The following is a 12,198-nucleotide window of genomic DNA, read 5'->3' as shown; positions in this document are numbered from 1 at the left end:
TACGTCGCAGATTTTAGGAGAACTACCATGACTTTGCTCAAATTAACTCAAGTATCACTCGCTTACGGCGCTACACCTCTGTTGGAAGAGGTCTCATGGCAAATTGCCCGCGGCGAGCGCGTGTGCATCATTGGCCGCAATGGTACGGGCAAGTCAAGCATGATGCATTTGGTGAAAGGTTCGCGCTTAGCCGACACCGGTGAAATATGGCGTGCGCCGGGTTTGAAAATTGGTGAGTTACCGCAAGAGTTGCCGGTGGCGGATGATAAAACTATTTTCGAAGTGGTTGCCGAAGGCTTGGATGGGGTTGGCGCATTATTGGCTGAGTTCAACCACATCAGTCAAAATATCCAAACCGATGAAGACTTAAATAAAATGATGCACGTGCAACAAGAGCTGGAAGCACGTGATGGCTGGCGCTTGCAGCAATTGGTCGACAGTACTTTAAGCCGTTTACAGTTGCCCGCTGATAAGAAAATGAACGAGCTTTCCGGTGGCTGGCGTCGTCGGGTGCTGCTGGCGCAAGCGTTAGTTGCTGAACCTGATTTGTTATTACTCGATGAGCCCACCAACCACCTGGATATCGGTGCGATTGCCTGGCTGGAAGATGCGCTGTTAAATTTCCAAGGCGCTGTGCTGTTTATTACCCACGACCGGGCATTTTTGCAAAACTTAGCAACACGAATTTTAGAGTTGGATCGCGGTCATCTGATTGACTGGAACGGCGACTATGCGAGTTTCCTTGAGCATAAAGAACAGCAGTTAGCGGCTGAAGAAACCGCCAACGCGCTGTTTGATAAGAAGTTGGCGCAAGAGGAAGTGTGGATTCGCCAAGGCATTAAGGCACGCCGTACGCGTAACGAAGGCCGCGTGCGTGAGCTTAAAGCACTGCGTGTTGAGCGCAGTCAGCGCCGTGAGCGTCAAGGCGCTGCCAATATAAGTATCGGTGCTGCTGAAAAGTCAGGCAAACAAGTGATTGTGGTGAATAAAGTCAGCTTTGCTCACCAAGGTGGACGTGAGCTGATTAAAGACTTTTCTATGGTTCTACAGCGCGGTGACCGTATTGGTTTACTCGGTGCCAATGGTAGCGGTAAAACCACCTTGCTGAAGTTGTTATTGGGTGACTTGCAACCGACCAAGGGCACTATTGAGGTGGGCACTAAGTTAGAGGTCGCCTACTTCGACCAGTTGCGTCACCAACTTGATCCGGAAAAAACTGTGATTGAGAACGTCGGCGAAGGCAGCGACACCATTATGATTAATGGCCAGAGCAAGCATGTGCTGAGCTACTTAGGCGACTTCCTGTTCAGTCCGCAGCGTGCGCGTACGCCAGTTAAAGCGTTGTCAGGTGGTGAGCGGGCGCGTTTGCTGTTGGCGAAGTTGTTTACCCGTCCAGCCAACTTACTGGTGCTGGATGAGCCGACCAACGACCTCGATGTAGAAACTCTAGAGTTGCTTGAAGAAGTCTTGATGGAGTTTAAAGGAACCGTATTGATTGTCAGTCATGACCGAGCGTTTTTAGATAACGTGGTGACCAGTACTCTAGTCTTTGATGGTTCTGGAAAAGTGCGTGAGTATGTTGGAGGTTTTGATGACTGGCTGCGCCAAGGCGGCAGTATTCGTTTGCTTGGAGCGTCTGACGAGAGCGAAATGAAAGAGCCGGTGGCGAATAGTTTAGGGAACAGTGATCTAGCGCATACAACCACGCAAAAAAATGAACAGTCGCTGCAAAAGCCAGAGGATGATGGCATAGTGCCCAAAAAAAAGCTCAGCTATAAACTGCAGCGCGAACTTGATGCTATCCCTGCACAAATTGATACTTTAGAGACTGAGCTTGCAGCATTGCATGAGCAAGTTTCTCAAGCTGATTTTTATCTGCAAACGACTGAACACACTGAAGCTGTACTGGCTAAAATCAATACGGTACAAGAACAGTTGGATGTGCTTATTGAGCGGTGGGCTGAGCTGGATAGTTAACCTTTGATGGGGGTGTGTATGGCTGTAGAATATCGAATTACGCTCGATGACGAGCACGCGTTTAATTATAAGATAGAGCTTGAACGTGATCGATTAAGCCCAGCCGAGGGAACTGAACTGCATGCATGGACGCGTTTAGAGCATCAAAAGTGCAGTAACTGTCCCTTAAGCAAAGATCAGTACACACACTGCCCAGCCGCCGCCGACTTACAGACGGTGGTAGAGGATTTTCGAGGTTTGCCAGCCTTTAAGAAAGCGTGGGTGCATGTTCGTACCAATGAGCGCGAATACAGTAAAATGGTTAACTTAGAAGAAGGCTTGCGTTCTTTATTGGGCGTGATTATGGCAACTTCAGCGTGTCCAATTTTGGCGCAACTCAAGCCTATGGCAAATAATCATTTACCCTTTGCTAGTAATAATGAGTTTGCTTTGCGCACTATTTCAATGTACCTGATGCGCGAGTTGTTTAACTCGCGCGATGGCTGCGTGCCGGACTGGGATTTGAGTGGTTTAACCGAAGACTTCAAAGCATTGCAGTTGGTTAATCAGGCGCTGTGGCATCGCATTCATGATGCTTGTGCAGGCGATACTAACCTTAAAGCTTTTTTAACTTTCTTTTCGATGTCATCAAGTATGACGTATTCGCTAGAAACACAATTGCAAAAAATACGCCCAATGGTCATGAGCTGATCCTTCAGACGTTATCGCGTACCCAGTTGCATGCTTAATCGACTGGGTGTGCTTTAAGGTCTATGGCTAGTACATCGCATGGTGCCCCAGCTAGCAGATCGTTTGTGGTTGAGCCAAGTAGCAGGGCCAAACCATGCCTGCCGTGACTACCGACAATAATTAAATCGCAGCCGTGATCCTTAGCCAATTGATGAATTTCTTGCTTGGGCTGTCCATAGAGCAAATGACAGTTATTGTTTTTCAGTAGCTCATGTTGTTCCGCTAGAACATTAAGTTTATTTTGCGCTTGTTCAGTTTGCTGCTGCTGCAGCAGGGATAAATCCATCGGTACATCGCCACCAAAGGCCATGGTGAGTGGTTCAACCACATGCACTAAAGTTGCTTGACACTCTAGTGCTAGGCTTAATTTGTGTGCGCGCTCTAAAACGCGATGACAATCATCGGTGAGATCGATGGCGATCAATAGGTGCGAGTACGCCATGCTTGCCTCCTGGTGCGCCCTGTGAAAGAAGTCTATAGGGCGCAATGATCTTAAATGTTTAGACTTGCGTACTGGTTGGCGAGTTGCTCGAGGTTTTTGGTGATGCTGCGAGCATACTTATCAATCACAAAAGGCACGCTATCTTCGTTGTAGTTTTTTAACGAGTTCTCAATGTAACGCCACTTAACTTGAATTGCACGCAATGATTTCTTGGTATCGTTGGTGTTGGTTGGGTCTTTTTGCATCGCTAAAAGTGTGTTAGCAAACTGCTCGCTGAGTTTATCGAGCGGTTGTTTTTCGCCGTCAGCAATAAATGATGCGCCAACCGAGCCGCTGCGTGCGGCATAGTCAGCTGCAATACCTTGGATCAGCAGACTTTGTTCGCGAGCGAGTTGTGTCAGCTTAGGTAATGTGTATTGGTTATCTTGTTGAATCTGCGCTTCAAGATCTTTGCTGGTTTGTAGAATACTGCTGTTGAGGCTTGCAAGGTCGGCAATGGGTTGTAGATCAGTATAACCTTGCTCTTTCAGTACGCTGATCAGTCGACGCAATTCGTTGCTATAAGTACTGAGATCTTGTTCTAACTTTACTTTTAGAGTCTGCGCTGCAGGACTGCTAGGTGTTGGTATATTTTTAAAGTTCTCTTGCGCTAAAACTAAGTTGGCTTCAGCTTGCTTGGCATAACGCTGGTCTTGCTCCTGGCTGTTGAGCATGTAAAAACCGCCAATGCTTCTCTGTGTTTCTAGGCGCACAAGAAATAAAGCATTTAAAGAATTGTTAATGGCTTGTTGTGCTGTCGATGGCTTTGCGTCTGCGGCGAGAAGGTGTGAAGGTAGTGCAAAGAGAGCGCTTAAGCATAATGCGTAGACACGATTTTTCATGACTGGAAGCTCCGATACTGCGTAATTGTTGTTTTTTTTATATAAGATAATTGTATTCCTTTAGCTTTCGACTTTACCGCTTCATCAGTAATTTGGCTACTTGTTCACGTGTTAAATTCTACTTTTGGCGTATAGCAGCTTGATACGTGCGTTGTTGCTAATTATTTTTTAATAAAAAACAAGGAGTTGCGACTAATTGACACATATTTACTATATTTCTTTGAGACTTGTAATTGACAAAGAGAAGAATTTCCGTGAATGTGTGCACACCCAAATCAAACGGGCGTATGAAATGCATATTGGTACGGCAGAAGGCATTCTTATGAGTGTTGAGTCGACGAGTATGCTGATAAGTACTACGCAACGTGCTATGCACATTGTTTAATTGCTGATCAGTGGCCGGTGCGTAACTGTTCAGCTTCCATATCGTGGAGATCAGTTGATGATTTACGAAGGTAAAGCCATCACGGTGAAGACTCTTGAAAGTGGTATCGTCGAATTAAATTTCGACCTCAAGGGTGAGTCCGTCAACAAGTTTAACCGTCTTACACTTACCGAACTGCGTGCTGCAGTCGACGCAATCAAAGCCAATAACGATGTTAAAGGCGTGATTGTGACCAGTGGTAAGGATGTATTTATCGTTGGTGCAGACATTACAGAGTTTGTTGACAACTTTAAGCTTTCTGAAGAAGAGCTGGTTGCAGGCAATCTTGAAGTCAACAAGATCTTTAATGATTTTGAAGACCTGAATGTACCAACTGTTGCTGCTATCAATGGCATCGCTTTAGGCGGTGGTTTTGAAATGTGCTTGGCGGCGGATTACCGCATCATGGCCGATAGCGCTAAAATTGGTTTGCCAGAAATTAAACTGGGTATCTACCCAGGCTTCGGCGGCACGGTACGTTTTACCCGTGTAGCTGGTGCAGACAACGCTATTGAGTGGATCGCTGCTGGTAAAGAAGGGCGTGCTGAAGAAGCTTTAAAAGTCGGTGCAGTTGATGCTGTAGTGAGTTTAGATAAGCTGCATTCTGCTGCTGTTGATCTAGTTAAGCGTGCGATTTCTGGTGAGTTAGACTACAAAGCAAAACGTCAGCCTAAGCTAGAAAAACTCAAGCTCAATGCAATTGAGCAAATGATGTGCTTCGAAACCGCAAAAGGTTTTGTTGCTGGTAAAGCGGGTCCTAACTACCCAGCGCCAGTTGAAGCCATTAAAACCATTCAAAAAGCTGCCAATCATGGCCGCGACAAAGCATTAGAAATTGAAGCTGCTGGTTTTGCCAAGCTGGCTAAAACGTCTGTTGCGCAAAGTCTGATTGGTTTGTTCCTGAATGACCAAGCCCTGAAGCGTAAAGCTAAAGAGCACGAAAAAATCGCACGTGATGTCAAGCTGTCTGCCGTATTGGGCGCAGGTATCATGGGTGGTGGTATTGCCTACCAGTCGGCCTTAAAAGGCACGCCAATCCTGATGAAGGATATTCGCGAGGAAGGCATTCAGTTAGGTCTTGAAGAAGCAGCTAAGCTGCTGGTTAAGCGCGTTGAACGTAAGCGCATGAAACCAGATGCAATGGCTAAAGCATTAAACGCGATTCGCCCAACCATGTCGTATGGCGACTTCGGTCATGTTGATCTCGTTGTTGAAGCTGTTGTTGAGAATCCAAAAGTTAAGCACGCAGTGCTGGCTGAAGTTGAGCAGCATGTTGGTGAGAACACCATCATTGCGTCTAACACTTCAACTATCTCGATTAATTTACTGGCTAAAGCGCTCAAGCGCCCAGAAAATTTTGTCGGCATGCACTTCTTTAACCCAGTGCACATGATGCCTTTGGTTGAAGTGATTCGTGGTGAGCATTCATCAGACGAAGCAGTAGCAACAACTGTTGCTTATGCACAGAAAATGGGTAAAAACCCGATTGTTGTCAATGACTGCCCAGGCTTCTTAGTCAACCGTGTTCTGTTCCCGTACTTTGGTGGTTTTGCCAAGTTAGTCAGTGCAGGTGTTGATTTTGTACGCATTGATAAAGTCATGGAAAAATTCGGCTGGCCGATGGGTCCTGCTTACTTGATGGACGTGGTTGGTATTGATACCGGACACCATGGTCGTGATGTAATGGCTGAAGGTTTCCCAGATCGCATGAAAGACGATCGTCGTTCAGCGGTAGACGTGCTTTATGAAGCAGACCGTTTAGGTCAGAAGAATGGCAAAGGTTTCTATGCCTATGAAACTGACAAGCGCGGCAAGCCGAAGAAAGTCGTTGATGACGCAATTGCTGAGATTCTAGCGCCGATTGTTTACGAGAAGCGTGAAGTGAGCGATGAAGACATCATCAACTGGATGATGATCCCATTGTGCATGGAAACTGTACGTTGCCTAGAAGACGGTATCGTTGAGACCGCTGCAGAAGCAGATATGGGCTTAATTTACGGTATTGGTTTCCCTCCTTTCCGTGGTGGCGCGTTACGTTACATCGACAGTATTGGTGTAGCTGAGTTTGTTGCTTTGGCAGACAAATACGCTGACTTGGGTGCGCTGTATCACCCGACCGAGAAATTGCGTGAAATGGCCAAAAACGGTCAAACCTTTTTCGGTTAATCGCGGACAGATTAGAGCGGGAGTAAAGAAATGAGCTTGAATCCAAGAGATGCAGTGATTGTCGACTTCGGACGCACCCCTATGGGTCGTTCGAAAGGTGGCATGCACCGCAATACACGTGCTGAAGATATGTCAGCACATTTAATCCGTGGTTTGCTGACTCGTAATGACAAAGTAAACCCTGCGGAAGTTGAAGATGTGATCTGGGGTTGCGTAAACCAAACCCTAGAGCAGGGCTGGAACATTGCCCGTATGGCTTCTTTGATGACGCAAATTCCACACACCAGTGCTGCGCAAACCGTTAGCCGTTTATGCGGTTCTTCAATGAGCGCATTGCACACTGCTGTACAAGCGATTCAAACCGGTAACGGCGATGTGTTTGTGGTTGGTGGTGTTGAGCACATGGGCCACGTCAGCATGATGCACGGCGTTGATCCTAACCCGCATTTGTCACTGTACGGTGCAAAAGCTTCCGGCATGATGGGCTTAACCGCTGAAATGCTAGGTAAAATGCACGGCATTACTCGTGAAGCCCAAGATGCGTTCGGTGAGCGTTCACACCGTTTGGCACAGAAAGCCACTGTTGAAGGTAAGTTCAAAGACGAAATTATCCCAATGGAAGGCTACGATGCTGATGGCTTCTTGAAAATGTTTGATTATGACGAAACCATTCGTCCTGAGACAACATTAGAAAGCTTGGCCGCTTTACGTCCAGCGTTTAACCCGAAAGGCGGTACTGTGACTGCTGGTACGTCTTCGCAAATTACTGATGGTGCTTCTTGCATGATCGTAATGTCTGCGCAGCGTGCTAAAGATCTTGGTATTGAGCCGATGGCTGTTATTCGTTCAATGGCTGTTGCTGGTGTTGATCCAGCAATCATGGGTTACGGTCCAGTACCAGCAACTCATAAAGCATTGAAGCGTGCTGGCGTGACGATCGATGATATCGATTTCGTTGAGCTTAACGAAGCCTTTGCTGCACAAGCATTGCCAGTACTGAAAGACCTTAAACTCCTTGATAAAATGGAGCAAAAGGTTAACTTGCACGGTGGTGCGATTGCTCTGGGTCACCCATTCGGTTGCTCAGGTGCACGTATCTCAGGCACCTTGCTGAATGTGATGAAGCAAAACAGCGGTACTTTAGGCTTAGCGACCATGTGTATTGGTCTCGGTCAGGGTATCTCTACAGTATTTGAACGCGTGTAAGCGCCAGTTAAATACTCAAGCCGGGGCCTAGTGCCTCGGCTTTTTTATTTGGGAGGATGCAGTGACGATAGCAACAGGGCTTTACCAGCATTATAAAGGCCAGCAGTACCGTGTTTTAGGCGTTGCTCAGCATTCCGAGACAGAAGAGTCTCTGGTGGTCTACCAAGCGCTTTACGGCGAGTTTGGATTATGGCTGCGGCCGCTGTCGATGTTTACCGAGCAGGTCCTTGTTGAGGGTGTTTTGCAGCCCCGTTTTGCTTTACTGCAAAGCGAAGAAAGCCTGTTTACTCGATCATAAAACCATGATCAATTTGACCAAAAACTTGACCTAAGCCGCTTTCAACCTATATATAGCCTCACTGTAATCAAAGTTATCGTATCTTTTTTGTGATATTGGCAGTGCTAGTGCAGGCGTATCACTTTATTTATTTCAGGAATATTCTGAGCAATGAGCAAATCGCTGGTTATCGTAGAGTCCCCCGCTAAGGCTAAAACCATCAACAAATACTTAGGTAATGAGTATGTGGTGAAGTCGAGTGTGGGGCATATTCGTGATTTACCAACCAGTGGCTCTGCCGCTGCCGGTAAAGAGCCAGCTAAGCGCGCTAAAGCAGCTGACACCGCGCAGTTGACGCCGAAAGAAAAGGCCATGCGCACTTTAGTTGCCAGAATGGGTATTGACCCTGAGAATGATTGGAAGGCCCGTTACGAAATTCTACCGGGTAAAGAAAAAGTCATCGAAGAGTTGCGCCGTCTAGCTAAAGACGCCGACACCATCTATCTCGCGACGGACTTGGACCGTGAAGGGGAAGCCATTGCCTGGCACCTGCGCGAAGCCATTGGTGGTGATGACAGCCGTTATAAGCGTGTGGTGTTTAACGAAATTACGGAGAAAGCCATTAAAGGTGCTTTTGCCGAGCCAGGTCAACTGGATATTGACCAGGTCAATGCTCAGCAAGCCCGCCGATTTTTAGATCGTGTGGTTGGCTTTATGGTGTCACCGCTGTTGTGGAAGAAAGTGGCTCGCGGTCTTTCTGCTGGGCGCGTACAGTCCGTAGCAGTCAAGCTTGTGGTTGAGCGTGAAAAAGAAATTCGCGCCTTTGTGCCTGAAGAATTCTGGCAGATACATGCCGACTTACAGCATGCCAAGCACGCCGATACCCGCTTTGAAGTGGTGCGCGAAGCAGGGCAAGCATTCCGCCCGGTGAATAAAGATCAAACCGATACAGCTTTAGCGGTGCTGGAAAAAGCACCCTATAGCTTGGTTAAGCGCGAAGATAAGCCAACCAGTAGCCGCCCAAGCGCACCTTACATCACCTCAACCTTGCAGCAAGCGGCCAGTACCCGTTTGGGTTTTGGGGTAAAGAAAACCATGATGTTGGCGCAGCGTTTGTATGAAGCTGGTTACATCACGTATATGCGTACCGACTCAACCAATATCTCTAACGACGCCATCGAAATGGTGCGCAGCTTTATTGATCAAGAGTTTGGCGCCAAGTATTTGCCAGAAAAACCAATTTTTTATAGCAGCAAGCAAGGCGCACAAGAAGCGCACGAAGCGATTCGGCCTTCTGATGTAAACACCCAGACCTCACAGCTCAAAGGCATGGAGCGCGACTCTGAGCGCCTGTATGAGTTGATTTGGCGTCAGTTTGTTGCCTGCCAAATGCCTGCAGCTGAATATATGGCCACCACTTTGACCGTGGAAGCGGATCGTTTTGAGTTGCGTGCCCGTGGTCGTATCTTGAAGTTTGACGGTTACACCCGTGTGCAACCGCAGCAAGGTAAGGGCGGTGAAGATGCAGTGCTGCCGGATCTGCATAAAGGCGATGAATTAAATCTAGTGAAATTGGATCCTTCGCAGCACTTTACTAAGCCGCCAGCGCGTTACAGCGAAGCCAGTTTAGTTAAAGAGTTGGAGAAGCAAGGTATTGGTCGCCCTTCAACCTATGCGGCGATTATTTCTACCATTCAAGACCGAGGCTATGTGGCGCTACAAAATCGTCGCTTCTATGCCGAGAAAATGGGCGACATTGTCACTGAGCGTCTTGGTGAAAGCTTTGCTAATCTGATGGATTATGGCTTTACTGCGCAGATGGAAGAGCGTTTAGATAGTGTTGCCCATGGCGAGTTGCAGTGGAAACAGTTGCTCGATGAGTTTTATAAAGATTTTAAGAAAAAATTAGAAACTGCGGATTCAGCAGAAAATGGCATGCGTGAAAACACGCCAACCATGACTGACATTGCTTGCAAAGAATGCGGGCGTCCGATGATGATTCGCACTGCATCGACCGGTGTGTTCTTGGGTTGTTCAGGTTATGCCTTGCCACCTAAAGAGCGTTGCAAGTCGACCATGAACCTGGTGCCGGGCAACGAGATTGCGGCGGATGATGAAGGTGAGTCTGAATCATTACTGTTACGTCATAAGCGCCGTTGTGCGAAGTGCGGTACAGCAATGGATGCTTACTTGCTCGATGAAACTCGTAAGCTGCATGTGTGTGGTAATAATCCAGATTGCAGTGGTTTTGAGCTTGAAGAAGGGCAGTTCCGCATTAAAGGCTATGAAGGTCCAAGCCTTGAGTGTGATAAGTGCGGCAGTGAGATGCAGTTGAAAACCGGCCGCTTTGGTAAGTATTTCGGTTGCACCAATACTGAGTGTAAAAACACCCGCAAACTTCTGCGCAGCGGCGAAGCAGCACCGCCAAAAATGGATCCGGTGCCGATGCCAGAACTGCAGTGTGTCAATGTTGATGACACCTATGTGCTGCGCGATGGTGCTTCGGGCATGTTCTTAGCTGCCAGCCAGTTTCCGAAAAAGCGTGAAACCCGTGCGCCCTTGGTGCTGGAGTTGATTCCGCATAAAGCAGAAATCGATCCCAAATACCATTACTTGCTTACCGCACCTCAGCATGACCCAGATGGTCTGCCTACGGTGATTCGTTACAGCCGTAAAACCAAAGAGCAATATGTGCAGTCAGAAATTGAAGGCAAGCCTAGCGGTTGGAAAGCTTTTTACGATGGTAAAAAGTGGCAGGTTGACGATAAGCGCAAAAATAAATAAGTAATTTAAGCATGCAACAAGGTCGCTTAGCGGCCTTGTTCTGTTTTATTTAATGTTAAGAGTTGTTTATGTCCAGTGCGTTTTTGGAAATTGTTGAGTTACCTGACGGTCGCATTGTTTTGCGCCGCTCGGAAGAGGATGGCGCTTTAGTCACTCTGACGTTCTCAAGCGAAGCCCGTGGCTTTTTGAAAGCACGCTACATTGATGTGGCCAAAGAAATGTTTCATGCAGGTTTATTAGCAGCTGGGCATTTAGCCGAAGAAGAAGCGCTGAATGAAAGCGATCCTGATGATGCAACTGAGCACACCCTGCATTAATTCACATGAGCCATTCTAATCTGCTTGGCGCAAGCCAAGTGCGCTTGCCTGATCAGCCGTACACCCTAGTCTTGGATTTTTTGAGCGAGCGCTTCGCCGCGATCGGTCGTGAAGTTTGGCGTCAGCGCATGCTCAGTGGCAAAGTTCTCGATGCCGAACAGCGCTGTGTGCTGCCAGCTGCGGCCTATCAGCCAGGCGCTTTGCTGTATTACTTTCGGGAAGTGCCTGAAGAAGCAGTGGTGCCTTTCACGGAAAGCATTCTCTACCAAGATGAGCATCTGCTGGCGGTGGATAAGCCGCATTTTTTAGCGACACTACCTGCCGGTCGCTATGTCGAAGAAACAGTATTGCGCCGCCTGATGAAGCGTTTAGACAATCCAGATATTGTGCCGATTCATCGTCTTGACCGTTTAACTGCTGGCGTTTTGTTGTTTTCGTTAAGCCCTAGCAGTCGCGATGCCTATCAGCGTTTATTTCGTGAGCGCAAAGTATTTAAGTGTTATGAGGCGTTAGCACCTGCATTGCCTGATTTGCAATGGCCATATCGGCATCGCAGTCGCCTTGAGCCAGCAGAGCAGTTTTTTCGTATGCAAGAAGTCGCGGGCCTTGCCAATAGCGATACGCTGATTGAAGTTGAAGAGCAGAGTGAGGATATTTGGCGCTATCGTTTATATCCGGTGACTGGGCGTAAGCATCAGTTGCGGGTGCACTTGGCTGCTTTAGGTGCGCCGATTGTTAATGATCCTCTGTATCCGGAGTTGCAAAAAGAGGCTGGGCAGGAAGATTATGCGAGGCCGTTGCAATTGCTTGCCAAACAAATCAGCTTTATTGATCCTTTTAGCGGCATTTTGCGCAGTTTTAAAAGCCAATTAACCTTATCTATGTGATTGAGTTAACAAGTGCTAGTCAAAATCAGTTGAAAGGGCCTATAATACGCGCCGGCCTTACTGGCCCCGTTAAGGTTACTGCAATATCCCGAAGCGCAGCTTCGACTG

At 47.5% G+C, this 12,198-nt stretch carries 10 protein-coding genes; 8 read left to right on the top strand and 2 right to left on the bottom strand.

Going from position 1 to position 12,198, the window contains the following annotated elements; translation table 11 throughout:
• Positions 1 to 27: 27 nt before the first annotated feature.
• On the top strand, positions 28 to 1,977 hold the full coding sequence (locus tag H591_RS0109175) for an ATP-binding cassette domain-containing protein (protein WP_022966654.1): 1,950 nt from the start codon (positions 28 to 30) through the stop codon (positions 1,975 to 1,977).
• A gap of 18 nt (positions 1,978 to 1,995) precedes the next feature.
• Positions 1,996 to 2,667: a DUF6901 family protein gene (locus tag H591_RS0109170; protein ID WP_022966653.1), complete on the top strand. Its 672-nt coding sequence runs from the start codon at positions 1,996 to 1,998 to the stop codon at positions 2,665 to 2,667.
• A 34-nt stretch (positions 2,668 to 2,701) separates the two neighbouring features.
• On the opposite strand, the gene H591_RS0109165 is transcribed toward H591_RS0109170, so the two are convergent.
• Positions 2,702 to 3,148 (bottom strand): universal stress protein, encoded by a 447-nt coding sequence (locus H591_RS0109165; RefSeq protein WP_022966652.1) that lies wholly within the window; start codon positions 3,146 to 3,148, stop codon positions 2,702 to 2,704.
• A gap of 50 nt (positions 3,149 to 3,198) precedes the next feature.
• Complete coding sequence (locus tag H591_RS0109160; RefSeq protein ID WP_022966651.1) at positions 3,199 to 4,029, bottom strand: hypothetical protein; 831 nt, start codon at positions 4,027 to 4,029, stop codon at positions 3,199 to 3,201.
• A gap of 442 nt (positions 4,030 to 4,471) precedes the next feature.
• On the opposite strand from H591_RS0109160, the gene fadB reads away from it, so the two are divergent.
• The 6 genes from fadB to H591_RS0109130 all read left to right on the top strand — a co-directional run bounded on the left by fadB (position 4,472) and on the right by H591_RS0109130 (position 12,090).
• Complete coding sequence (gene fadB, locus H591_RS0109155; protein WP_022966650.1) at positions 4,472 to 6,619, top strand: fatty acid oxidation complex subunit alpha FadB; 2,148 nt, start codon at positions 4,472 to 4,474, stop codon at positions 6,617 to 6,619.
• A gap of 30 nt (positions 6,620 to 6,649) precedes the next feature.
• On the top strand, positions 6,650 to 7,825 hold the full coding sequence (fadA, locus tag H591_RS0109150; protein WP_022966649.1) for an acetyl-CoA C-acyltransferase FadA: 1,176 nt from the start codon (positions 6,650 to 6,652) through the stop codon (positions 7,823 to 7,825).
• A 61-nt stretch (positions 7,826 to 7,886) separates the two neighbouring features.
• Positions 7,887 to 8,123, top strand: a complete 237-nt coding sequence (locus H591_RS0109145) for a DUF1653 domain-containing protein (protein WP_022966648.1) — start codon at positions 7,887 to 7,889, stop codon at positions 8,121 to 8,123.
• Between the two features lie 150 nt (positions 8,124 to 8,273).
• A complete protein-coding gene (topA, locus tag H591_RS0109140) occupies positions 8,274 to 10,886 on the top strand; it encodes a type I DNA topoisomerase (RefSeq protein ID WP_022966647.1) in 2,613 nt (870 codons plus the stop codon).
• Positions 10,887 to 10,954: 68 nt separating this feature from the next.
• Positions 10,955 to 11,203 (top strand): hypothetical protein, encoded by a 249-nt coding sequence (locus H591_RS0109135; RefSeq protein WP_022966646.1) that lies wholly within the window; start codon positions 10,955 to 10,957, stop codon positions 11,201 to 11,203.
• A gap of 5 nt (positions 11,204 to 11,208) precedes the next feature.
• Positions 11,209 to 12,090 (top strand): pseudouridine synthase, encoded by an 882-nt coding sequence (locus tag H591_RS0109130; protein WP_022966645.1) that lies wholly within the window; start codon positions 11,209 to 11,211, stop codon positions 12,088 to 12,090.
• Positions 12,091 to 12,198 lie beyond the last annotated feature (108 nt).

This window comes from Denitrificimonas caeni DSM 24390, from assembly GCF_000421765.1.
GTDB classification, from domain to species: Bacteria; Pseudomonadota; Gammaproteobacteria; order Pseudomonadales; family Pseudomonadaceae; genus Denitrificimonas; species Denitrificimonas caeni.
Note: the sequence above shows the minus strand (reverse complement) of the source record. Positions and strands in the feature narration are given on the sequence as shown.

What these genes read in the sequence shown, in the direction of transcription:
- H591_RS0109170 (WP_022966653.1), top strand. Translation starts at nt 1,996, where the DNA reads ATGGCTGTAGAATATCGAATTACGCTCGATGACGAGCACGCGTTTAAT.
- H591_RS0109135 (WP_022966646.1), top strand. Translation starts at nt 10,955, where the DNA reads ATGTCCAGTGCGTTTTTGGAAATTGTTGAGTTACCTGACGGTCGCATT.
- H591_RS0109175 (WP_022966654.1), top strand. Translation starts at nt 28, where the DNA reads ATGACTTTGCTCAAATTAACTCAAGTATCACTCGCTTACGGCGCTACA.
- H591_RS0109130 (WP_022966645.1), top strand. Translation starts at nt 11,209, where the DNA reads ATGAGCCATTCTAATCTGCTTGGCGCAAGCCAAGTGCGCTTGCCTGAT.
- H591_RS0109165 (WP_022966652.1), bottom strand. Translation starts at nt 3,148, where the DNA reads ATGGCGTACTCGCACCTATTGATCGCCATCGATCTCACCGATGATTGT.
- fadA (WP_022966649.1), top strand. Translation starts at nt 6,650, where the DNA reads ATGAGCTTGAATCCAAGAGATGCAGTGATTGTCGACTTCGGACGCACC.
- H591_RS0109160 (WP_022966651.1), bottom strand. Translation starts at nt 4,029, where the DNA reads ATGAAAAATCGTGTCTACGCATTATGCTTAAGCGCTCTCTTTGCACTA.
- topA (WP_022966647.1), top strand. Translation starts at nt 8,274, where the DNA reads ATGAGCAAATCGCTGGTTATCGTAGAGTCCCCCGCTAAGGCTAAAACC.
- fadB (WP_022966650.1), top strand. Translation starts at nt 4,472, where the DNA reads ATGATTTACGAAGGTAAAGCCATCACGGTGAAGACTCTTGAAAGTGGT.